Origin of the sequence: Streptomyces gilvosporeus (assembly GCF_002082195.1) — a bacterium.
Lineage (GTDB): Bacteria > Actinomycetota > Actinomycetes > Streptomycetales > Streptomycetaceae > Streptomyces > Streptomyces gilvosporeus.
Genome location: NZ_CP020569.1, coordinates 6271232 through 6293003, shown reverse-complemented (window position 1 = coordinate 6293003; position 21772 = coordinate 6271232). Strand labels below are relative to the sequence as shown.

18 protein-coding genes are annotated in these 21772 nt (G+C 71.7%); 6 read left to right on the top strand and 12 right to left on the bottom strand.

The features are described 5' to 3' along the window. Positions 1 to 218: 218 nt before the first annotated feature. Positions 219 to 1196 carry a 2-hydroxyacid dehydrogenase gene (locus B1H19_RS28210; protein WP_083107547.1) on the bottom strand — a complete coding sequence of 326 codons (978 nt, stop codon included), beginning with the start codon at positions 1194 to 1196 and terminating at the stop codon, positions 219 to 221. 145 nt (positions 1197 to 1341) lie between these two features. Between B1H19_RS28210 and B1H19_RS28205 the strand changes: the two genes are divergently transcribed. The 3 genes from B1H19_RS28205 to B1H19_RS28195 all read left to right on the top strand — a co-directional run bounded on the left by B1H19_RS28205 (position 1342) and on the right by B1H19_RS28195 (position 4019). After that, a complete protein-coding gene (locus tag B1H19_RS28205) occupies positions 1342 to 2379 on the top strand; it encodes an aldo/keto reductase (RefSeq protein ID WP_203237246.1) in 1038 nt (345 codons plus the stop codon). Between the two features lie 129 nt (positions 2380 to 2508). Continuing rightward, positions 2509 to 3690 carry a PQQ-dependent sugar dehydrogenase gene (locus tag B1H19_RS28200; RefSeq protein WP_083107546.1) on the top strand — a complete coding sequence of 394 codons (1182 nt, stop codon included), beginning with the start codon at positions 2509 to 2511 and terminating at the stop codon, positions 3688 to 3690. Between the two features lie 131 nt (positions 3691 to 3821). Continuing rightward, positions 3822 to 4019, top strand: a complete 198-nt coding sequence (locus B1H19_RS28195) for a DUF6191 domain-containing protein (protein WP_083107545.1) — start codon at positions 3822 to 3824, stop codon at positions 4017 to 4019. A gap of 43 nt (positions 4020 to 4062) precedes the next feature. Here B1H19_RS28195 and B1H19_RS28190 read toward each other — a convergent pair whose 3' ends face one another. The 5 genes from B1H19_RS28190 to B1H19_RS28170 all read right to left on the bottom strand — a co-directional run bounded on the left by B1H19_RS28190 (position 4063) and on the right by B1H19_RS28170 (position 11265). Then, entirely contained in the window at positions 4063 to 7146 is a 3084-nt protein-coding gene (locus B1H19_RS28190) for a helix-turn-helix transcriptional regulator (RefSeq protein ID WP_083107544.1), read from the bottom strand. A gap of 73 nt (positions 7147 to 7219) precedes the next feature. Continuing rightward, complete coding sequence (locus B1H19_RS28185) at positions 7220 to 7405, bottom strand: hypothetical protein (RefSeq protein ID WP_083107543.1); 186 nt, start codon at positions 7403 to 7405, stop codon at positions 7220 to 7222. A 237-nt stretch (positions 7406 to 7642) separates the two neighbouring features. Beyond that, the gene (locus B1H19_RS40000) at positions 7643 to 8290 is read right to left on the bottom strand and encodes a hypothetical protein (RefSeq protein ID WP_083107542.1); all 648 of its coding nucleotides are present in this window, start codon (positions 8288 to 8290) and stop codon (positions 7643 to 7645) included. 85 nt (positions 8291 to 8375) lie between these two features. After that, positions 8376 to 10625, bottom strand: a complete 2250-nt coding sequence (locus B1H19_RS28175) for an MMPL family transporter (protein ID WP_083107541.1) — start codon at positions 10623 to 10625, stop codon at positions 8376 to 8378. Between the two features lie 202 nt (positions 10626 to 10827). Then, the gene (locus B1H19_RS28170; RefSeq protein ID WP_083107540.1) at positions 10828 to 11265 is read right to left on the bottom strand and encodes an ATP-binding protein; all 438 of its coding nucleotides are present in this window, start codon (positions 11263 to 11265) and stop codon (positions 10828 to 10830) included. Positions 11266 to 11377: 112 nt separating this feature from the next. On the opposite strand from B1H19_RS28170, the gene B1H19_RS28165 reads away from it, so the two are divergent. Next, on the top strand, positions 11378 to 12199 hold the full coding sequence (locus B1H19_RS28165) for a helix-turn-helix domain-containing protein (RefSeq protein WP_083107539.1): 822 nt from the start codon (positions 11378 to 11380) through the stop codon (positions 12197 to 12199). Further along, positions 12196 to 12462 (top strand): DUF397 domain-containing protein, encoded by a 267-nt coding sequence (locus B1H19_RS28160; RefSeq protein ID WP_083107538.1) that lies wholly within the window; start codon positions 12196 to 12198, stop codon positions 12460 to 12462. The genes B1H19_RS28165 and B1H19_RS28160 overlap by 4 nt, the downstream gene beginning before the upstream one ends. A 9-nt stretch (positions 12463 to 12471) precedes the next feature. On the opposite strand, the gene B1H19_RS28155 is transcribed toward B1H19_RS28160, so the two are convergent. After that, positions 12472 to 13365: a TIGR03620 family F420-dependent LLM class oxidoreductase gene (locus B1H19_RS28155; protein WP_083107537.1), complete on the bottom strand. Its 894-nt coding sequence runs from the start codon at positions 13363 to 13365 to the stop codon at positions 12472 to 12474. A gap of 1057 nt (positions 13366 to 14422) precedes the next feature. On the opposite strand from B1H19_RS28155, the gene B1H19_RS28150 reads away from it, so the two are divergent. Beyond that, positions 14423 to 15556, top strand: coding sequence for a helix-turn-helix transcriptional regulator (locus B1H19_RS28150; RefSeq protein ID WP_083107536.1), 1134 nt, complete (start codon positions 14423 to 14425; stop codon positions 15554 to 15556). A gap of 65 nt (positions 15557 to 15621) precedes the next feature. Here the strand turns inward: B1H19_RS28150 and gatB are convergent, their stop codons facing one another. The 5 genes from gatB to B1H19_RS28125 all read right to left on the bottom strand — a co-directional run bounded on the left by gatB (position 15622) and on the right by B1H19_RS28125 (position 21744). Then, positions 15622 to 17130 (bottom strand): Asp-tRNA(Asn)/Glu-tRNA(Gln) amidotransferase subunit GatB, encoded by a 1509-nt coding sequence (gene gatB, locus B1H19_RS28145; protein ID WP_083107535.1) that lies wholly within the window; start codon positions 17128 to 17130, stop codon positions 15622 to 15624. 30 nt (positions 17131 to 17160) lie between these two features. After that, the gene (locus tag B1H19_RS28140; RefSeq protein WP_083107534.1) at positions 17161 to 17403 is read right to left on the bottom strand and encodes a hypothetical protein; all 243 of its coding nucleotides are present in this window, start codon (positions 17401 to 17403) and stop codon (positions 17161 to 17163) included. Then, positions 17400 to 18893: an Asp-tRNA(Asn)/Glu-tRNA(Gln) amidotransferase subunit GatA gene (gatA, locus tag B1H19_RS28135; RefSeq protein ID WP_083107533.1), complete on the bottom strand. Its 1494-nt coding sequence runs from the start codon at positions 18891 to 18893 to the stop codon at positions 17400 to 17402. Before gatA ends, B1H19_RS28140 begins: the two co-directional genes overlap by 4 nt. A gap of 5 nt (positions 18894 to 18898) precedes the next feature. Next, complete coding sequence (gene gatC, locus B1H19_RS28130; protein WP_030063999.1) at positions 18899 to 19195, bottom strand: Asp-tRNA(Asn)/Glu-tRNA(Gln) amidotransferase subunit GatC; 297 nt, start codon at positions 19193 to 19195, stop codon at positions 18899 to 18901. A gap of 437 nt (positions 19196 to 19632) precedes the next feature. Further along, positions 19633 to 21744 carry a putative bifunctional diguanylate cyclase/phosphodiesterase gene (locus B1H19_RS28125; RefSeq protein ID WP_083107532.1) on the bottom strand — a complete coding sequence of 704 codons (2112 nt, stop codon included), beginning with the start codon at positions 21742 to 21744 and terminating at the stop codon, positions 19633 to 19635. Between the last annotated feature and the right edge of the window lie 28 nt (positions 21745 to 21772).

The window sequence follows — 21772 nt, the reverse complement described above, 5'->3', positions numbered from 1 at the left end:
GGGCGCTCGTGGATCGCGCGTGACGCGATTCATCCATCGACCGTGCATCGCCCGTCGCCCCCCTCGAGTTCCGGATCCTTCGCGCGCGCCGTCCAGTTGGGCGCTGTCCCCGATCCGGACGATACACCAGATCCGTCACTCAGGGACATAGGGTATCTACGGAGTGTGACTGACCCCGGAGTGGCGGACACGCTGTGCAGTCGTACGGCCTCGTAGTGCTACGCGCAAGCGTCCTCGCCGGCGGTGGCGACCACATTGCGCAGCGGCTCCCCGGCCGCGAAAAGCGTCAACTGGTCGCGCAGAAGCCGCTTCGCACGGGGCAGAAAGGCAGAGCTGGGGCCCCCGACGTGTGGAGTGATGAGCACGCCGGGAGCGTGCCACAGCGGATGCCCGGCGGGCAGGGGTTCCGGATCCGTCACATCGAGTGCCGCGCGCAGCCGTCCGGACATCACTTCGGGCAGCAGTGCGGCGGTGTCGACGATCGCGCCGCGGGCGACGTTCACCAGGAGTGCGCCGTCCTTCATCCGGGCCAGGACATCGCGTCCTACCAGGCCACGGGTCTCTGCGGTGAGCGGAGTGGCGAGGATGACGACGTCCGCGGAGGGCACGAGGGCGGACAGCTCGGAGAGTGGATGCACGGGGCCGCGCACGGTCTCACGTGCGGTGCGCGCGATGCGCGAAACCCGCGCGCATTCAAAGGGCGTGAGCCGGTCCTCGATGGCACTGCCGATCGAACCATAGCCCACAATGAGGACGGACTTGTCGGCCAGCGCCGGCTGGAAGCCCGCCCGCCATTCCTCGGCGTCCTGGCCCCGTACGAACTCGGGAATGCCGCGCAGCGAGGCGAGCGTCAGGGTGAGCGCCAGCTCGGCCGTGCTGGCGTCGTGCAACCCGCGGGCGTTGCACAGCCGAGCGCCGGGCGGCATCGAGGGCAGGCCCGGCAGCACGGAGTCGACCCCGGCGGTCAGGGTCTGCACGGCCTCGACCCGGCGCATCAGCGACAGCGGCCGCAGGCAGACCGCGGCGTCCTTCATGTAGGGCACGACGTAGAAGACGCAGTCGGCGGGGTCGCCGGGGTAGTCCGGGCCGGCATCCCAGTGGAGGTAGCGCAGCCCCTCGGGCAGGCCCTCGATCAGGTCGGGCTGGAGGGGGAGCCAGACGTCCCCGGTGCCGGCGCGGTGGTGCGTTGATGCCATGGCCGCAGGCTATGCGAAAAGGCGTTTGGTACAGACGTTAGTTTGGTTAGGGCGCTTCTGATGGATCTCCGTGGACGCCGCGGAGATCCATCAGAAGCGCCCTAAGGGCCCTTGATCGGGGGCGAGGGGACGGAGGCACGACCAGGTGGAGCGCAGGACAATCGGTGCGGCGGCCCTCGAAGTGGGCGCCGTCGGACTGGGCTGTATGCCGATGAGCTGGGGGTACACCGCCTCGCAGCGCAGCGGGGAGGGTTCGCTGCGGGCCGTGCACACCGCCCTCGACCGGGGTTGCAGCCTGCTGGACACCGCCGATATGTACGGGCCCTTCACCAACGAACTCGTGGTCGGCCGGGCGCTGAAGGGGCGGCGCGAGGACGCGTTCGTGTCGACCAAATGCGGGCTGCTGGTCGGCGAGCAGCATGTCGTCGCCAACGGGCGCCCCGGCTACGTCAAACGCGCCTGTGACGCCTCGCTGCGCCGGCTGGGGACCGACCGCATCGACCTCTACCAGCTGCACCGCGCCGACCCCGAGGTGCCCATCGAGGAGACCTGGGGCGCGATGGCGGAGCTGGTGGCCGCGGGGAAGGTGCGGTCCCTGGGGCTGTGCGCGGTGGGGGCGCGGGCGGTACGGCCGCCCCGCGCGGCCCGTTCCGCGCGCCGTACGGGCACCGGGCGCCGCCCCGGGTCCCGGATGCACGACGACACACTGCGCCAACTGGAGCGCATCCAGCAGGTGTTCCCGGTCAGCAGTGTGCAGGCCGAGCTGTCGGTGTGGTCGCGGCACGCCCTGGAGGAGCTGCTGCCGTGGTGCGAGTCCCGGGGCGTGGGCTTCCTGGCGGCGATGCCGCTGGGCAACGGCTATCTGACCGGCACGCTCACCCCGGGCCAGGGCTTCGAACCGGAGGATCTGCGGGCCCGCCACCCCCGGTTCACCGCCGAGATGATGGCGGCCAACCAGCCGGTGGTCGCGGGGCTGCGGCGGATCGGCGCCCGCTACGGCGCGACGCCCGGTCAGGTGGCGCTGGCGTGGGTACTGGCCCAGGGGCGCCATGTGGTCCCCGTACCGGGGACGAAGAAGGAGCGCTGGGCGGCGCAGAACGCCAAGGCCGCGGACCTGGTCCTGGACCGGGAGGACCTGGCGGAGATCGCGGCGCTGCCGCCGGCGCGGGAGTCGTGGTACTGACGGCGTGATCCGTGGGCGCGCCCGCGGGCCGCACCGCGGCACCGGAGGCGCGGCGCCGACCCGTCCCGCCGCCGCGATGTGGTCTGCTTGGACTGCTTGTGGCGCCCCGCCGACGAGAGGACCCCTTCCGTGCAACGCCGTTCCCACACCGCCGTGTTGGCCGCCGCCTCGCTGCTCCTGGCGGCCGGCTGTTCCTCCGGTGGCGCGCCGGCCGCCGCGGGGGGCGGCTCGGCCACCCCCAAGGGCACGGGCCCCGGCGCGACGGCGTCGCCGAGCGCCGCCCCTTCCGCCACCGCGCCGCCCGCCAAGGGCTCGGTCAAGGTGGTCGGCACGCTGACCACCGGGCTGAAGTCCCCCTGGGGCGTGGCCGTCCTGCCGGGCGGCGATCTGCTGGTCGGCTCCCGCGACACCGGGGCGATCGTGCGGGTGTCGGCGGAGAACGGGAAGACCACGAAGGTGGGGTCGGTACCGGGCGTGGACGCGGGAGGCGAGGGCGGGCTGCTGGGGCTCGCGGTGTCCCCGTCGTTCGGCTCCGACCGCGAGGTGTACGCGTACTTCACCACCGCCTCCGACAACCGCATCGCGCGCATGATCTACGACGAGAACCGCGCCCCGGGCGACCAGCTCGGCGCACCGGACACGATTCTGCGCGGCATCCCCAAGGGGGAGATCCACAACGGCGGGCGGATCGCCTTCGGCCCGGACAAGATGCTCTACGCCGGTACGGGCGAGACCGGCGACACCGGGCTCGCGCAGGACAAGAAGTCGCTGGGCGGCAAGATCCTGCGGATGACGCCGGACGGCGAGCCGGTGCACGGCAACCCCCGGGCCGATTCGGTGGTCTACGACTACGGTCACCGCAATGTCGAGGGCCTGGCCTGGGACGACGGCAATCGGCTGTGGGCCTCGGAGTTCGGGGAGCATACCTGGGACGAGCTCAACCTCATCGAGCCGGGCCGGAACTACGGCTGGCCCGAGGTGGAGGGCAGGGCCACGGGCGCGCAGAGCGGCTCCGGGTACAGCGATCCGGTCGAGCAGTGGAAGCCCGAGGACGCCTCGCCCAGCGGGATCGCCTACGCCAAGGGCTCGATCTGGATGGCGTCGCTGCGCGGCGAACGGCTGTGGCGGATCGCCCTGAACGGCACGAAGCCCGTGGCGGCCCCGCAGGCGTTCCTCAAGGGCACCTACGGGCGGCTGCGCACCGTCGTGGCGGCCGGGGACGGGTCGTTGTGGCTGGTCACGAGCAATACCGACGGGCGGGGCAAGCCCCGTAAGGGAGATGACCGGATTCTCCGGCTGAAGGTGAGCTAGGCCCTTTCTGCGCATACCGGTCCCGTTTTCGAACGGCCTGCCTAGACTTGGGGGCGGGGCGGGGGTGTCTCCCGCCCGCGGGCGTGGGGGTACCTCCCGCTTGCGGGGAGGTCATGCCGAGAGGGGACGCGGTGTTCAATGTCGTCGAGGAACTGTTCGCACCCGGCCGCAAGCACACCGACGAGGAGCGGCAGAAGATGTCGCTCGTGGTCGATGACGTGGGGGACGGGGATCCCGGGGAGGGCCCGATCGACCTCGCGTCGGGGACGGTCGTCGTCCGGGCGCCCGGGCCGCGCGCCGCGCCCGCGCGTTCGGAGGACGCGGGCTGAGGCGCGGCCGGGGGCGGTCGGCCGGAGGCGGTCGGCCGGGGCGTCAGCCGACCAACGGCTCGCCGAAGAGCCGGAGCCGGTGGGCGACCGCGCCCGCCTCGCCGCGGCCGGAGACGCCCAGCTTGGCGAGGATGTTGGAGACATGGACGCTGGCGGTCTTCGGTGAGATGAACAGGGCGTCGGCTATCTGGCGGTTGCTGCGGCCGTCGGCCACCAGCCGTAGGACGTCCCGTTCGCGCGGGGTGAGGCCCAGGGATGCCACGGGGGCGGCCTCGGCGCCGGACGGGGCGGGCTCGGGTGCCGTTATGGCGGTGCCGTTGAGGCCGGGCAGGGGGATGCGGGCGCGCTGGGCGAGGAGGGCGATCTCGTCGGCCAGGGGGCGGGCGCCCATGGAGGCGGCGGCGGTGTGGGAGCGGGCGAGCAGCTCGGCGGCGGCCTCGCGCGGGGTGCGGCCGTCCAGGCCGGCGGAGGCGCGGGCGGCGGCGCCGTGCAGCAGCGATTCGGCCCAGCGGTAGCAGGCCCGGGCCAGCTGGTGCGGGCGCTCCAGGGGGGCGAAGGCATCGACCGACGCGGCCCAGGCGTCGGGCGCCTCCCGGCCCTCGGCGCGGCGCAGTTCGGCCTCGACGGCGAGGGCGTGGGCGGCCCAGACCGGGGAGAACCGGGGCAGCCTCTTGGCGGCGTCCCGGATACGGGCGAGGACCGCCGGACGGCCGGGCTCGGCGGCAGGCAGCCCGCGGGCGTCGGACTCGACGGCGGTGGCCGACCACAGCAGCGGCCAGGCGTAGCGTGCGGTGCCGGGCGGGAAACCGGCGTCCAGAGCCGCTTCGAGGATGCTCCGGGCGTCCAGGACCCGGCCGCGGCCCGCGGCGAGGCGCAGGGCCTGCCGCGCCATCGGGATGGCGTACTGCGGCTGGGGGTCGTGGGTGCCGTAGTTCTCCTGCGCGAGGGTCAGTTCGCGTGCGGCGACATCGAGATCGCCGCGGTCCAGGGCGAGGTCGGCGCGGCGGTGGACGGCCAGCGCCCGGGGCCGCGGGGTCCGCGACAGGCTCACGGCCCGCTCGGCGGCCTCGGCGGCCTGCGCCCAGCGGCCCAGCGCGTGCAGCGATTCGGCAAGGTTGCCCGAGACCCAGCTGGCGGTGTCCTTCAGGCCGTAGCGCAGGTTCAGTTCGACGCCCCGGGCGGCGACCTCGGCGGCCTCACGGGAGCGTCCGACGCCCTCCAGGGCGGAGGGGAGGTTGATATGGCCGCGGCCGGCGACGGAGAAGTGCTTGCGGTCCATGGACCGTTCGAGGACGCTGCGGAAGTCGGCGAGGCCGTCCTCGACCTCGCCCGCGTCGACCCGCAGCCCGGCCAGCGTCAGCCGGGAGCTCAGCTCGGCCTCTTCGTCGCCGACCAACCGGGCCATCTCCACGGCCCGTTCGGCCGTTTCGAAGGTACCCGGGCCCGGTTCGTGCAGGATCTGCCAGCTGGCGACGGCGGCCATCACCGCGGCGTGCACCGAGGACGGCGGCAGCCCGCGCATCAGCTCCTCCGCCTTGCCGAGCTCCTCCCAGCCGTCGCCCCGGCCGGTGCGCTGGACGAGCTTGGAGCGCTGGAGCAGGAACCATGCCTTGCGATGGGGGTCGTGCCCCTCGCGCAGCAACCGCAGGGCGCGCTTGGTGATGGTGAAGGCCCGCTCGGCGTCGCCGGAGAGCCGGGCGGCCACCGCGATCTCGGCGAGCAGATCGAGGAAGCGCAGCGCCTCGTCGTCACAGCCGCAGGCCGGGTACGCCTCGGCGTAGTCCACCGGGCGGACCCCGTGGCGCACCTCCACGGGCGCGTCGTCCCACAGCTCCAGGGCGCGGTCCAGCAGCCGCAGCTGCTCGGCGTAGGCATGGCGGCGGCGGGCCTCGACGGAGGCGGCGAGGACCGCGGGCAGCGCCTTGGCGGGGTCGTGGGCCTTGTACCAGTAGCTGGCCAGGCGGGTGGTGCAGGAGTCGGCGGGGACCAGGGAGCGGTCGGCCTCCAGGGCCTGGGCGTAGCGGCGGTTGAGGCGGGTGCGCTCGCCGGGCAGCAGATCGTCGACGACGGCCTCGCGGACCAGGGCGTGGCGGAAGCGGTAGCCCGTGCCGTCCATGGTGGGCACCAGGGTGTTGCTGCCGACGGCCGCGCGCAGCGCCTCGATGAGGGTGTCCTCGGGCATCTGGCTGACGGCGGCGAGGAGTTCGTATTCGACCGTGGAGCCGCCCTCGGAGGCGATGCGCACCACCCGCTGGGCGTCCTCGGGCAGCGCCTCGACGCGCACCAGCAGCAGATCGCGCAGGGGGTCGCTCAAGCCGTGCAGACAGCCGTCGGCGAGGCTGCGGGCCAGCTCCTCGACGAAGAAGGCGTTGCCCTCGGAGCGCTTGAAGACCCGGTCGACGGTGGTCTCTTCGGGCTCGCTGCCGGTGATCCCAGTGAGCTGGGAGCGGACCTCGGCGCGGGTGAACCGGGCCAGTTCGACCCGGTGGACCGTCCGCGTGCGGTCGATCTCCGCCAGGAACGGGCGCAGCGGATGGCGGCGGTGGATGTCGTCGGAGCGGTAGGTGGCCACCAGGAGGACGTTGGCGTCGTGCAGCGCCCGCAGGAGGTAGGCGAGCAGTTCGCGGGTGGAGCGGTCGGCCCAGTGGAGGTCCTCGACGACCAGGACGAGGCTGCGGTGCGCGGCGAGCCGCTCCAGGAGGCGGGCGGTGAGCTCGAAGAGGCGGGCGCGGCCCACCTCCTCGTCATGGCTCTCGCCCGCGGTCTCGCCCAATTCGGGCAGGATGCGGGCGAGTTCGCCCTCCTGGCCGGCGACGGCGGCGGCGAGCTCCTCCGGCAGCCGGGCGTTGAGGGTGTGCAGCACCGCGGAGAAGGGGGCGTAGGGCAGGCCCTCGGAGCCGATCTCGATGCAGCCGCCGAGCGCGACCAACGCCCCCTGGGCGCGGGCGGATTCGGTGAACTCCTCGATCAGCCGGGTCTTGCCGACCCCGGCCTCTCCTCCGATGAGGATCGCCTGCGGCTCACCGGACTCCTTGATACGGGCGAGCGCCTCGCGCAGCGCGGCCAGCTCGGCCGCGCGGCCGACGAACACGGGACTGACGGACCTGGTCTCCACGCTGCCGAGCATCGCACAGAGGTCTGACAATCCGGCAGTCCGGATCTTCATTTCCGGGGGTCGGGGTCGGATACGGACGGGCCGGTCAGGCGGCGGGCCGGACGCGCGCCCACCAGCCCCGCCGCGTGCTCACCCGCCCTTCGGGATCGTGCTCCCCGGACCGGGCCGCGACGCGACGCCCCTCGGCGGCCCGGCGTACCAGGCGCGCGCGGTCGGCCTCGCGGCGCAGTTCCTCGTAACGGACCCGGAGCTCCAGCTCGGAGTGGTACATGGTGTCTCTCCTGACGGGGTGGGAACGATGTGCTGACGTCCTCCACCTTCGTCGTCGAGGGGGGTACCTCACATCGGGAGAGTTCCCGATCTTTGTGCCCGTGCGGGCCTCAGAAACGCGCGGGGCGTCCCGCGGGGGCCTTAGAAACCCGCGGGACGCCTCATAGGAGCCTTAGAAACCGCCGAGCCCGTCCGTAAGGAACTCAGGAACCGGCGCCGAAAGCCTCAGTGCCCTGTGTCAGTGCCCCATCGGGGGCCCGCCGGGCTGGGGCGTGCTGGGCATGCTCGGCATGGCCGCGAACAGGTCGAGGTACATGCCCGCCGCGATGACGAGGCCGAGCACGCCGAGGGCCAGTCCGCCCCAGGCCAGGGCCCGTGCCCAGGTGGCGCGCGCCCGGGTCAGCGTGACCGCGGCGACGAGCATGCCGAGCACCGCGACGACGCCGTTGACCAGCGCGGTGGTGTGCCAGGGGGTGCCGTAGACGGCGGCGATCTGGTCGGTGGTCTTGCCCGTCTGGAGCTTGATCTGGCCCAGCAGGGTCTGCCGCTCGGCCATCAGGGTGCCCAGCCAGGTCCCGGTGACGGAGGCCAGGCCCAGCCCCGCGGCCACCACGGCCCCGGCGCCGGCGGCGACGCCGGCGGGCCGGGGAGCGTCCTCCTCGGGCAGGCCCTCCGTGGCGTACGTGGCCGCCGCGTCGTCCGAAGCCGCCGCCTCGTCCGGGGTCGTCGCGTCCTTGCTCGTCGTGTCCGAGGCCGTCGTGTCCGAGGCCGTCGTGTCCGAGGCCGTCGCATCCGGAGCCTTCGCCTCCGGGGTCGTCTTGTCCGGGGCCTCCGCCTCCGGGGTCGTCGTGTCCGTGGCCGTGGTGTCCGTGGTCCTCGTTCCCATGGGCGCGACCGTAGGGGCCGTGTCTGAGAGTCCGATGAGAGCGTCCGAACAGCGTTGCGGCCCGGGGCCCGGGCTCGTCCCGGCCCTACGTCCTGACCAGCGGACTCTCCCCGTCCCGCGGACCGGGCAGGGTGACCGGCGGATGCTCCGCCGCGGGCGGTTCGATGCTGATCCGGGGCAGCCGTCGCTCCAGCCAGGAGGGCAGCCACCAGTTGGCGCCGCCGAGCATGTGCATCAGGGCGGGGACCAGTAGCGTACGGAGCACGAAGGCGTCCAGGGCGACGGCCGAGGCCAGCCCGATGCCGAACATCGCGATGATCCGGTCGCCGCTGAGGATGAAGGCCGCGAACACCGCGATCATGATGATCGCCGCGGAGTTGATCACCCGGCTGGTTTCGGCCAGGCCGACCCGTACGGCCCGCCGGTTGTCACCCGTGAGCTGCCACTCCTCGTACATCCGGGACACCAGGAAGACCTGGTAGTCCATGGACAGTCCGAAGAGCACCGACACCATGATCACCGGCAGGAACGGCTCGATCGGCCCGGCACTGCCCAGCCCCAGCAGCTCGCTCCCCCACCCCCACTGGAAGACCGCGACGACGATCCCGAAGGACGAGGCGACGGCCGCGACGTTCATCAGGGCGGCCTTGAGCGGGATGCCGATGCTGCGGAAGGCGAGCAGCAGCAGGAGCGAGCCGAGCGCGACGACGGTGCCGACGAACAGCGGCAGCTTCCCGACGATGACGGAGGCGAAGTCGTCATAGCTCGCGGTGATGCCGCCGACGTGCACCCGCATCGTGGTCCCCGCCTCGGCGCGCGGCAGGACCTCGCCGCGCAGCCGCTGCACCAGGTCGGAGGTCTGCCGGGACTGCGGGGAGCCGTCCGGGACGACGGTGATCACGCCGGTGCCGCGGCTGCCGTCGAACTCGGGACCGCCGGCCTGGGCGACGCCGGGGGTCTCGCGCAGCCGGTGCGGCAGCTGCTCGAAGGCGAGCCGGTCCCTGGGTCCGTCCAGGCTGCCGACGAGGGTGAGCGGGCCGTTGAAACCGGGCCCGAAACCGCCCCGGTGGCCGTCCCCGGGCCCGCCGCGCGCCAGGAGGTCGTATGCCTTCCGGGTCGTCGACGTGGCCGGATTGTTGCCCTGGTCGGAGGTGCCCAGGTGCAGCCCCAGGGTGGGCAGGGCGAGGACGGCCATGACGGCGGCCGCGGTCAGGCCCAGCAGCTTGGGGTGCCGTTCGACGAAGGAGGACCAGCGCACGGCGAGGCCGGCGGGCTCCTCGGGCCGCGGCCCCTCCTCGGCCAGCCGGCGGCGCTCGCGGCGGCCGAGCGCCCGCATCCCGATCAGCCCGAGCAGCGCGGGCAGCAGGGTGACGGAGGCGGCGACGGTCAGGACGACGGTGAGCGAGGCGGCGAGGGCGACGCCGTTGAGGAAGCCCAGCCGCAGCACCAGCATGCCGAGCAGCGCGATACACACCGTGGCACCGGCGAAGACGACCGCGCGCCCGGACACCGAGACGGCACGCTCGGCGGCCTCCTGGACGGACAGTCCCGCCCGCAGGCCCCTCCGGTGGCGGGTGACGATGAACAGCGCATAGTCGATGCCGACGCCGAGGCCGATGAGCATGCCCAGCATGGGGGCGAAGTCGGCGACGGTCATGACGTGGCCGAGCAGGGTGATCCCGGCCGAGGCGGTGCCGACGGCGACCAGCGCGGTGACGATCGGCAGGAGGGTCGCGGCGAACGAGCCGAAGGCGAGGAAGAGCACCACGGCCGCCACCCCCAGCCCGATGACTTCCGGCAGCTGCGCCCGGGGCGCCTCGGTCAGCGCGATCCCGGCGCCGCCCAGCTCCACGTGGAGCCCGTCCCGGGCGGCGGCCTGCGCCGTCTCCACCACCTTCTTGACCTGGCCCGCACGCAGTGCGTCCGTCGGCCGGTCGAAGACGAGGGAGGCGTAGGCGGTGTGCCCGTCCGCACTGATCTGCCGCTCGCGGTGCGCCGCGTCGCCCGTGCGCCCGTAGGGGCCGTGCACCTCGGAGACCCCGGGCAGCTCGGCGACCTGCCGCAGCGCATGCGTCATCCGCTTCTTGACGGCCTTGGCCCGCACCGACCCGTTGTCCGTGTGCCACACGATGGTGTCGCTGTCCCCGGACTGCCCGGGGAACGCCTTCGTCATCAGGGCGGCGGCCTGCCCGGACTCGGTCCCCGGGACCTCGTAGTCCGTCGAGTACGCCGAGCCCATCGACCCTGCCGCGGTGGCAACCCCCGCAAAGGCGGCGAGCCAGAGGACGATCACCACGATGCGGTGCCTCAGGCACCACCGAGCCAGAGCGGTCACGGGCTTCGTCGTCTGCTTCCCGGGTAGAGGGCGTCGATAACTCCCGGGTGACGGGTGGTGCCGAGCGCGCGGATGTACGGGGACAGGCGGACCGCCAGGTTCCGGCGGGCACGCCGTGGTGCAGGGTGGCAGCCCGAAAAGATCCATAGGCCGCTTTGTGGACTTCCCCACAAAGCGGCCGCGCGTGCGAACTGCCTTTATTTCATGCTGTAACGAACTTTTCGGTAGATACCGGCCACCACTCGCACCACACGATCTTCCCCGGCCGCCGCTCCTCGACCCCCCACTTGTCCGCCAGCACGGACACCAGCCACAGCCCCCGTCCGGACTCCTCATCGGCCGCACGGCCCCGCTCCGGCACCCGCGGCTCCCCGTCACCGCTGTCGTGCACCTCGACACGCAGCACTCCGTCCTCCGCCCCCAGCGCCAGCCACAGCCGGTAGCCACGCCCCGGGGGGACGCCGTGCAGCACGGCATTGGTGGCCAGCTCGCTCACGCAGAGCACGACGTCCTCCACCCGGCGCCGCACGTCCCAGTCGGCGAGCGCGCTACGGGCGAACTCCCTGGCCCGCCGCACGGACCGGCGCTCGCGCCGGTAGGCGGCGGTACGGACCCGGACGGCCTGAATCTCCCTTTGCATGGCGTCACTGTCACACCCTGTGATTACGCTGAACCACAGCGTGAAGTCGTACAGATTCGTTGTACGACTCCGCGCCGCATCAGGCAGTCACGACGGGGGGAAGGCAACGCGCATGCACCCGGTGAACAAACGGAAGCGGATCACGTCCTGGCATGTGATCGGAGCCCAGTTGAGCCACTTCCGGAAGGCGGCTCGGTTGACGCAACCGGCGCTGGCCGAGGCGGTGGGTCTGCACGAGGACACCATCGGCTCGATCGAGCAGGGGCGCAGAGCGCTGAAGATCGATCTGGCCGAGACCCTCGATGAACTCCTCGACACCAAGGGGGCGTTGGCGGTCGCGGTGTCGAACGTCCCGGAGCGGGAGAAGCTGCCTGCGTTCGTGCAGGATCTGCTGGAGCATGAGGACGAGGCGCTGACGCTGCTCTCGTATCAGAACTCGGTGGTCCCTGGGCTGCTCCAGACCGAGGCATACGGCCGAGCACTCTTCTCCTGCCTATACCCGCCGATCGGCGCCGAGTTGGCGGAAGAGCGGCTCTCAGCACGTCTCAACCGCCAGAAGGTCTTCGAACGCGAGCCCACGCCTCCGATGATGAATTTCGTCCTGGAGGAGGTGATGCTGCATCGCCCCGTCGGCGGCCCCGAGGTAATGCGCGAGCAGATCCGATACTTGCGGAGGTGCGCCGAACTGCCCTTTCTCGGGCTACAGATCATGCCGACGGAACGCACTCATGCAGGGCTCGCTGGGCCGATGATTGTGCTCGAAACACCGGAACACGATCACGTCGCCTACATCGAGACACAGCGCGTGAGCTTCCTGGTCGATGACCCAGATGAGGTCAGTGTGTACCAACAGAAGTATGGGATGCTGCGTTCACAGGCCCTCACCCCGGACGAAAGCATGGGTCTGCTGGACGATCTGCTAGGAGAGTCATGACCAACGCAGCAGCCCTGCACACCGTCAGCGACACCCTCGCTTGGTTCAAGTCCAGCTACAGCAGCGACGAAGGCGGCGACTGCATCGAAGTCGCCTACGACTGGCGGAAGTCCAGCTACAGCGGCAGCGCGGGGGGCGACTGCATCGAGGTCGCCACCTCCCCCCAGGCCATCCACGTCCGCGACTCAAAGAACCCCGGCGGCCCGGCACTTTGCGTGAGCGCGGCCGCCTGGGCCGCCTTCGTCGCGGACGTGGCGGGCTGAGGACGTCCCTCACACCTCCAGCAACGCCGGTGCCAGCTCCCGCAGTTGGTCCAGGCCCAGGCCGCGGTCCGCGGCCACCGGCTGGATGGCCACGTGGTCGGCGCCCGCGGCGTGGCGTTCCTGCACCCGTCGCCGGATCACGTCCGCGTCGCCCCAGGCCACGATCGCGTCGACCAGCCGGTCGCTGCCGCCGCCGGTGAAGTCGTCGTCCTCGAAGCCGAGTCGGCGCAGGCTGTTCACGTAGTTCGGCAGGGCAAGGTAGAAGCCGAGGTGGTGTTCCCGGGCCAGCGCACGGGCGGTCGCCGGGTTGGGCTCCAGCAGGACGGCCTGTTCGGGGGCGAGCAGCGGCCCCTCGCCGAGGGCCTCGCGGGCCTTGGCGGTGTGCGCCGGGGTCACGAAGTACGGGTGCACGCCCGCGGCCCGTTCGGCGGCCAGTTCCAGCATCTTGGGGCCGAGCGCCGCCAGGACCCGGGCGAACGGCCGCTCGCCCACGGGGGCGTCGTACGGGGCCGCGTCCATGGCATCGAGATAGTTCCTCATCGCGGCGAGCGGCTTGGCGTACGTATGGCCGCGGCCGTTCACCTGCGGGGCGTGGCTGGCCCCGAGGCCCAGCAGGAAGCGGCCGTCGTACGCCTCGGCCAGGGTGTGCGCGGCGCCGTTCATCGCCGTGGCGTCCCGTACCCAGATGTTGGCGATACCGGTGGCGACGGTGATCCGCTCGGTGGCCGCAAGGAGCAGACCGGCGTGGCTGAACGCCTCCTTGGTCGCCTGCGCCTCGCCGAACCACAGCGCCCCGTAGCCTGCTGTGCCATGGCTCGTTCCTCCACTGTCCGGCGCGCAGTCGGCCGGCCGAATGTGATCCGTGATCCCTTTCCTTGACAGCACCGCACGCCGGCGGGGCATTCCCCCTCGACGGGTGAAGGTGGCACCGTTCGCACCAGCAACGCCACGTTTGCGGTAACTACCCTTGAACTGAACGAGGTTGAGGGGTTCACGAACGATTCGGATCACGATGACGCGCATACTTGTTCACTAGGCACTCTCATCGAACACAAGCTACCTACCGGAAAGTAGCCACCGTGAGGCACACCGTCACGCGAATGTGACCTGGATCATAAGGGCGGCGGCGGCCGCGACAATCGCCGAATTGCCGGTCCACACCGCCCGCTTGATGGATCATAAATAGGCCCCTGACCAGGTGTTTTGACGTTACGTCAGTACTTGGCGAGACACCCGGAGTCCGAATCCCGCGTCACCGGTCGTAAGACTCCCAGCAGTTGCGGGTGCACACCACTTTGCGCGTTCGAGTCTCAGCGGGCGGACCCGGTAAGCTCATCCCACTCTTTCTTTCGCTCCCGGTCGGCGGGTGCAGCTGGCCAACCGGCCTGCCCAAAAGGGATACGCGAAGGGAGACAGATCCGATGGCCGATAACTCCACACGGGACGGGGAGGACCGGGACGAACCCCCGGACCGAGCCGACCCCTCGGAGGCGGATCGCGGTAAGACGGGTAAGTCGTCGGAAAAGTGGGTCCAGTTGACGTGCGATGTCATCGTCGCAGGTACGTCACTCTGGAACCTCTTCCACGGCAACGGCGGATGAGGTAACCGCCCTCATCCGCCGCCTCTACCGAGCCGGCCCGGCCCGCGTTCGTTCGTGGATTGGCCCCCATGACGCACGCGGGCCACTTCCTTTTGTGGCTCGCCTGTTCGCTGGAACCGTTTGGCATGCGGCCAATGGGCGATTCCAGATCCGCGGCACTGAATCCGCGTCCCTGATTCTGCCGGTACGCGGCCGCACCAGGGAACCCTATTCGAGGCTAAACGATACCGGCCAAGCCGCTGATCCCGTACAAGACTTCCAGGCGAGCCACCTGCAACAAGTAGTTGTACGCGTAACTGAGCCTAAACGGTATCCTTCCTGCCAGTCGGCTGCCTCCTTGAGGAAGGTGACGAGAGACCATGGCCCGTGGAGCCGCCCCGTTCAACCACCGCGTCCTCGCCGGTCTGCGGCGCAGCAAGCCCGTCGACGGGCGTCTGCTGAGCGCCGCTGAACTGGCCCAGAGGGTCGGCACGTCGAAGGCCCGCATTCTGGCGTACGAGGCGGGCACGTCGGTGCCCGAGGCCGCCCGGATCGCCCAACTGGCCCGGATCTTCCGGGTGCCGGCGAAGGAGCTCTACCGGGAACCGACCAGCCCCCAGGACGGCATACGCACGCTCCGCCTGTCCGCGGGGCTCACGATGGCGGAGCTTTCGGCCCGGCTGGGCATCAGCGTCGCGGCCTACCGCGATCTGGAACGTGCCGCGATGCTTCCCGCGCGCACGGACAGCACGCTGCCGCTGCGGCTCGCCCGGGAACTCTCCGTACAGTTGCGGGAGATCGACGCCGCTCTGGACCGCCATCCGCATGCCGGCGCACGCCGCCAGAAGATCACACAGCTGCTGGACACGCTGTTCGCCCGCGCACACACCACGCACACCGCAGCGGTCATCGACATGGCGGAGCCCCAACTCCTCGATGTGGCACGCCTCTTGCGTCGTCCCCCGAGCGTGGTGTGCCGGCTGGTGAACCACGAACTGACGCAGTTGCGGCTGGGGCTGAAGGCGAGGGCGGAGGCCACGGCGAGCCTGGCGTATGCGCAGAGCGACCGGGAAGCCCAACGGGCCCGGTCCCTGATCGAGGCCCATTCGCGTGCCATCGACGAGGCACCGGAACGCGCCGCCACCACCCTGGTCCGGTTCCTGGCCGAGGCCATGAGCAGCCGCCAGTGGCGGGCGGTCGTCCACCTGGTCAACAGGGAGGTCACCGTACCCGAGCCGGTCGCCCGCGAGCTGGCCGACCCCGAGGCGTGGGTCGCCCTGATCGCGCGCAATTTCGTCGTGCGGGAGCGCCCGTCGGGCAACGGTCCGGCGGCCTACACCCTTTCCGCCTGGGGACTGGGCCGGATCATGTCCCAGGCTCCGCTGTACGGCTGCCTGTACCCCCGCGCTTCGGCGCCCGACGAACAACTCGCGATCAGGCTTCGGCTGCGCATGACGGCGCGGCGCTCGAACGTCTACCGGCCGGACGCGGGGCCCCTACAGCCGGACGGCTGAGAAGCGCGTGACGCCCGTCCCCCGCTGGGGAACGGACGTCACTGACGGGGAGGAAACCGGCTGGGTCAGCCCTCCACGCCCAGCTTCTCCAGGATCAGCTCGCGCACCCGCGCCGCGTCCGCCTGCCCGCGCGTGGCCTTCATGACCGCGCCGACCAGGGCGCCGGCCGCGGCCACCTTGCCGCCGCGGATCTTGTCGGCGATGGCGGCGTTGGCGGCGATGGCCTCGTCGACGGCGGTGCCCAGGGCGCCCTCGTCGGAGACGACCTTGAGGCCGCGCTTGTCGACGACGGTGTCCGGGTCGCCCTCGCCGGCCAGCACGCCCTCGATGGTCTGGCGGGCCAGCTTGTCGTTGAGCGAGCCGTCGGCCACCAGGGCGGTGACCCGGGCGACCTGGGCGGGCGTGATCGGCAGCGCGGCCAGCTCGACGCCGTCCTCGTTGGCGCGGCGGGCCAGCTCGCCCATCCACCACTTACGGGCCGCGGCGGCATCCGCACCGGCCTCGACGGTGGCGACGATCAGGTCGACCGCACCGGCGTTGAGGATGGACTGCATGTCGTGCTCGCTGATGCCCCACTCCTCGCGGAGGCGGTTGCGGCGCACCCGCGGCAGCTCGGGCAGGGCCGCCCGCAGTTCCTCGACCCACTCGCGGGAGGGGGCCACCGGCACCAGGTCCGGCTCGGGGAAGTAGCGGTAGTCCTCGGCCTCTTCCTTGATGCGGCCGGACGTCGTGGAGCCGTCCTCCTCGTGGAAGTGGCGGGTCTCCTGGACGATCGTGCCGCCGGAGGAGAGCACCGCGGCATGCCGCTGGACCTCGAAGCGGACCGCGCGCTCCACGGAGCGCAGCGAGTTGACGTTCTTGGTCTCCGAACGAGTGCCGAACTTCTCGGTGCCGTTGGGGCGCAGCGAGAGGTTCACATCGCAGCGCATCTGGCCCTGCTCCATACGGGCCTCGGAGACGTCGAGCGCCTTGATGAGCTCGCGCAGCTCGGCGACGTACGCCTTGGCGACCTCGGGGGCGCGCTCGCCCGCGCCCTCGATGGGCTTGGTGACGATCTCGATGAGCGGGATGCCGGCGCGGTTGTAGTCCAGGAGGGAGTGCCGGGCGCCGTGGATGCGGCCGGTGGCACCGCCGACGTGCGTCGACTTGCCGGTGTCCTCCTCCATGTGGGCGCGCTCGATCTCGACGCGGAAGACCTCGCCGTCCTCCAGCTGCACGTCGAGGTAGCCGTCGAAGGCGATCGGCTCGTCGTACTGGGAGGTCTGGAAGTTCTTCGGCATGTCCGGATAGAAGTAGTTCTTCCGGGCGAAGCGGCACCATTCGGCGATGGAGCAGTTCAGGGCCAGGCCGATCTTGATGGCGGACTCGACGCCGGTCGCGTTGACGACCGGCAGCGAGCCGGGCAGGCCCAGGCAGGTGGGGCAGGTCTGCGAGTTGGCGTCGGCGCCCAGGGTGGTGGAGCACCCGCAGAACATCTTGGTCTTGGTGCCGAGTTCGACGTGTACCTCGAGCCCCATGACGGGGTCGTAGGCGGCCAGCGCGTCCTCGTACGACACCAGGTCGGTGACAGTCACGGTGAAACTAACCTCTCAGTCCGGCGCCGGTCAGCCCGCGAGGACGTCGTCGTCGTGGAGACGGCGCAGTTCGCGGACGAGCAGGGCGACACCGGTGACGATGGCGGCGGCGGAGACGACGGCGTCGATCATCTGGAGCGTGTCCTGCTCCGTCTTGGCCTTCTTCGCCTGCTTGACGATGCTCACCGCGCCGAACAGCGTGGTGCCGATGGACAGATACGTGCCGGGCTTCGACTTCTTGAAGCCCTTGGCCTTGGCAAGCTTTCCACTCACAGTGCTGGTGCCTCCTCGAGCAGCGGGTGACCCCACTTGGCGGCGAACGCGGCCTCGACCGCGGCACCGACCTTGTAGAGCCGGTCGTCCTTCATGGCGGGGGCGACGATCTGGAGGCCGACCGGCAGGCCGTCCTCGGGGGCCAGACCGCACGGCAGCGACATGGCCGCGTTGCCCGCGAGGTTGATCGGGAGCGTGCACACATCGGCGAGGTACATCGCCATCGGGTCGTCGGCGCGCTCACCGATCGGGAAGGCGGTGGTCGGCGTCGTCGGGGAGACGATCACGTCGACCTGCTCGAAGGCCTTCTCGAAGTCGCGGGTGATCAGCGTGCGGACCTTCTGCGCGCTGCCGTAGTACGCGTCGTAGTAGCCGGAGCTGAGCGCGTACGTACCGAGCATGATGCGGCGCTTGACCTCGGGGCCGAAGCCGGCCTCGCGGGTCAGGGCGGTGACGTCCTCGGCGGACTTCGTGCCGTCGTCGCCGACCCGCAGGCCGTAGCGCATGGCGTCGAAGCGGGCGAGGTTGGAGGAGCACTCGGACGGCGCGATCAGGTAGTACGCCGCGAGCGCCAGGTCGAAGGACGGGCAGTCCAGTTCGACGATCTCGGCGCCCAGCTCCTTCATCAGCGCGACCGACTCGTCGAAGCGCTGGAGGACACCGGCCTGGTAGCCCTCGCCGCGGAACTGCTTGACGACGCCGACGCGCATGCCCTCGACGCTGCCGTTGCGGGCCGCCTCGACGACCTGCGGGACGGGGGCGTCGATGGAGGTGGAGTCCAGCGGGTCGTGCCCGGCGATGGCCTCGTGCAGCAGCGCCGCGTCCAGGACCGTACGGGCGCAGGGGCCGCCCTGGTCGAGGGAGGACGAGAAGGCGACCATGCCGTAGCGGGAGACGCCGCCGTAGGTGGGCTTGACGCCGACGGTGCCGGTGACGGCGGCGGGCTGGCGGATGGAGCCGCCGGTGTCCGTGCCGATGGCGAGCGGGGCCTGGAAGGAGGCCAGCGCGGCGCTCGATCCGCCGCCCGAACCGCCGGGGATCTTGGTCAGGTCCCAGGGGTTGCCGGTCGGGCCGTAGGCGCTGTTCTCGGTGGAGGACCCCATGGCGAACTCGTCCATGTTGGTCTTGCCGAGGATGACGACGTCGGCGTCCTTGAGCTTCTTGGTCACCGTCGCGTCGTACGGCGGCAGCCAGCCTTCGAGGATCTTGGAGCCGACGGTGGTGGGCACGCCCTGGGTGGTGAAGATGTCCTTGAGCGCGAGCGGGACGCCGGCCAGCGGGCCGAGCTTCTCGCCGCGGGCCTTCTTCTCGTCCACGGCGCGGGCCTGGGCCAGTGCGCCCTCGCGGTCGATGTGCAGGAAGGCGTGCACCTTCTCGTCGACGGCCTCGATGCGGGCCAGGTGGGCCTCGGTCACCTCGACGGCGGTGAGCTCGCCGGAGGCGATCTTCGCCGCGATCTCGGCGGCGGTGAGCTTGATCAGGTCTGCCATGTCGGTCACTCCTCGCCCAGGATCTGCGGCACCTTGAAACGCTGCTGCTCCTGGGCCGGGGCGCCGGAGAGCGCCTGCTCGGGGGTCAGCGACGGACGGACCTCGTCCGGGCGCATGACGTTGGTCAGCGGCAGCGGGTGGGAGGTCGGCGGAACGTCTTGGTCGGCGACCTCGGAGACGCGGGCGACCGCGCCGATGATGTCGTCGAGCTGCGTGGCGAAGTGGTCGAGCTCTTCGTCCTGCAGCTCCAGACGTGCCAGCCGGGCGAGGTGGGCGACCTCCTCGCGCGTGATGCCAGGCATGCAGCGATCCTCTGGTGTTCTGGGCGGAGTTTTCTGGGCGGGTGTTCCCGGCGGAGCATGACGGAGATTCCGGGCGAGTGCTCCCCTGTTCCGTAGCTCCTGTGAACGTTTTCCGGCCCAATCCTATGGCGTGGGGAACACCGGGCCGAAACGCATTCCGCGAAGCGGTGCGCGAGGGTGCGGGACGGCGCGGGGTGGTGCGGGGCGGACGGGCTAGTCGGGCTGCGGGTCCTCGGTCTCCGGGGCGGCGGGTCCGGGGGCGGCGGGTCCGGGGGCGGTGCCGGGGCCGGGCGCCTCGGATGCGGGCGTGCCGGATCCGCCGGGCGGGTCCTGGGGCGGTGCGTCCGGGGGCGCGGGGGCGTCCTCGGTGGGCTGCGGTGGCTGGTCGGGCGGCGTTGCTTCGGAGCGGGGACACGGGACGGCCGATGGCCGGGTCGTCAGTTCAGGACCTGTCCCGAAGGGCTTTGAGCTGCCTTCTCCGCCGCCGGCAGGGCGGCCGTCTCCGATTCACGCTGCCAGCCGCGCTCGCCGCGGGCCCGCAGCCATGCCGTGGTCTCGTCCGGCGGCATCGCGGCGGCCACCAGCCAGCCCTGTACGGCGTCGCAGCCCAGGTCGCGCAGCCGCTCCCAGGTCTCGTCGTCCTCGACGCCCTCGGCGACCACCAGCAGGCCCAGGGAGTGGGCGAGGTCGAGGGTGCAGCGCACGATCTCGGCGTCCTCGGTGTCCACGGCCAGCCGGGCCACGAAGGAGCGGTCGATCTTGAGCTCGCTGACCGGGAGGCGGCGCAGATGGACGAGGGAGGAGTAGCCGGTGCCGAAGTCGTCGAGGGACATCTTCACGCCGTGGGCGGTGAGCCCGGCGAGGGTGTCGGCGGCGCGCTGCGGATCCTCCAGGAGGACGTGTTCGGTTATCTCCAGTTGCAGGGCGCCCGGTGGGACGCGATGTCGGGCCAGGCGGGCGGCGACGGCGCCGGCGAAGCCGGGCGAGTGCACATCGCGCGGGGAGACGTTGACCGCGACCGGCACCTCCAAGCCCATCGCGCGCCAGCGCGCCACCTGGGCCAGGGCCGTCTCCAGGACGTACTCCGTCAGCCGCGGCATCAGCCCGGAGGACTCGGCGATGGCGATGAACTCGTCCGGCGGGACTCTGCCGCGGTCCGGGTGTACCCAGCGGACCAGCGCCTCCAGCCCGGCCACATGCCCGTCGAAGCCGACCTTGGGCTGGTAGTGCAGTTCGACGTCGCCGGCGTCCAGGGCGCGGCGCAGATCGCCCAGCAGGCCGAGCCGGTCGGGGGTGTTGCCGTCGCGCTTGGCCTCGTAGAGCTCGACGCCGCTGCGGTCGCGCTTGGCCTGGTACATCGCCACATCGGCGCGGCGCAGCAGCCCTTCGGCGTCCAGGGCGTGGTCGGGGAAGACGGCGACCCCCGCGCTGGCTTCCAGGACGAGGGTCAGACCGTCGAGGTCGAGCGGGGAGCCGAGGGCGGCGACGAGGTTGCGGGCCACCCGCTGGGAGCTGGTGAGGGAGTCGGTGGTGGGCAGGAGGACGGCGAACTCGTCGCCGCCGAGCCGGGCCGCCTCGGCGGCGCGCGGCAGGGCGTGCCGCAGCCGGTCGGCGATCTGGAGCAGCAGACGGTCGCCGGCGAGATGGCCGAGGGTGTCGTTGACGGAACGGAAACGGTCGAGGTCGATCAGGACCAGGGCGGAACGGGCGCCGACCCGCTCTGCGTCGTCCAGCGCGCTCCAGGTGCGCTCCAGCAGCCACTGGCGGTTGGGCAGTCCGGTGAGCGGATCGCGCAGCTGCTCCTCGGCGCGGGCGCGGGCGATCCACAGGGTGGAGTCCAGCGCGATGAGCGGGACGGCGAACAGCGGGAGCAGCAGCGGCGCGTGGACGGCGCAGACGGCGATCAGCGGGGAGATGCCCAGCAGCGCGATGCCGACGAGGACCTGGCGCGCCACGGCCGTACGGGCGACGGTGCGCAGCTGGCCGGTGCGCGGGGCCAGCGTGCACCACAGCAGGGCGCGGCTGACGACGAGATAGACCCCGGCGGCGGTGAGCACTTCGGGCAGGACGGCCAGGTCCCAGTCCTGCGGGGTCCAGGGGTGGTGGACGGAGGCGTCGATGCCGAAGAACGCCAGGCCCAGTGCGGCGGCGCCGATGCCGAGGACGTCGACGGCGCCGTGCAGGACGGCCTGGCGCCAGCGGTGCCTGCGGGCGGCGCCCACCAGGACGACGACGGCGAGGCTGACCAGGGTGGCGGGCACCCAGCCGTACAGCAGCAGGACGGCGAGGGCGAGGGCGGCGCCCGAGCCCGTGCCGCCCCACCAGCGGTCGCGGCCCAGGGCGACGAGATGGCCGACGATGATGCCGGTGAGGATCGCCAGCGACCAGCCGACGGGTCCTCCCGGAAAGAGCGCATCGCCGTCGCCGAGGGTGTGGACGACGCCTGCGGCGAGCGCCAGGCCCGCCGCGGCCAGGATGGTCGCGGGCAGCGCGGGCACGGCGAACCGCTGGAGCCGCGACGCCGGAGCGGCGCTGTCGGTCGGTTTCATTCCGATCCCTCTCACAGCCGGCTGAGCC

What these genes read in the sequence shown, in the direction of transcription:
- B1H19_RS28165 (WP_083107539.1), top strand. Translation starts at nt 11,378, where the DNA reads ATGCACCCGGTGAACAAACGGAAGCGGATCACGTCCTGGCATGTGATC.
- gatA (WP_083107533.1), bottom strand. Translation starts at nt 18,893, where the DNA reads ATGGCAGACCTGATCAAGCTCACCGCCGCCGAGATCGCGGCGAAGATC.
- B1H19_RS28125 (WP_083107532.1), bottom strand. Translation starts at nt 21,744, where the DNA reads ATGAAACCGACCGACAGCGCCGCTCCGGCGTCGCGGCTCCAGCGGTTC.
- B1H19_RS28170 (WP_083107540.1), bottom strand. Translation starts at nt 11,265, where the DNA reads ATGCAAAGGGAGATTCAGGCCGTCCGGGTCCGTACCGCCGCCTACCGG.
- B1H19_RS28185 (WP_083107543.1), bottom strand. Translation starts at nt 7,405, where the DNA reads ATGTACCACTCCGAGCTGGAGCTCCGGGTCCGTTACGAGGAACTGCGC.
- B1H19_RS40000 (WP_083107542.1), bottom strand. Translation starts at nt 8,290, where the DNA reads ATGGGAACGAGGACCACGGACACCACGGCCACGGACACGACGACCCCG.
- B1H19_RS28210 (WP_083107547.1), bottom strand. Translation starts at nt 1,196, where the DNA reads ATGGCATCAACGCACCACCGCGCCGGCACCGGGGACGTCTGGCTCCCC.
- B1H19_RS28155 (WP_083107537.1), bottom strand. Translation starts at nt 13,365, where the DNA reads ATGCCCCGCCGGCGTGCGGTGCTGTCAAGGAAAGGGATCACGGATCAC.
- B1H19_RS28190 (WP_083107544.1), bottom strand. Translation starts at nt 7,146, where the DNA reads ATGCTCGGCAGCGTGGAGACCAGGTCCGTCAGTCCCGTGTTCGTCGGC.
- B1H19_RS28160 (WP_083107538.1), top strand. Translation starts at nt 12,196, where the DNA reads ATGACCAACGCAGCAGCCCTGCACACCGTCAGCGACACCCTCGCTTGG.
- B1H19_RS28150 (WP_083107536.1), top strand. Translation starts at nt 14,423, where the DNA reads ATGGCCCGTGGAGCCGCCCCGTTCAACCACCGCGTCCTCGCCGGTCTG.
- gatC (WP_030063999.1), bottom strand. Translation starts at nt 19,195, where the DNA reads ATGCCTGGCATCACGCGCGAGGAGGTCGCCCACCTCGCCCGGCTGGCA.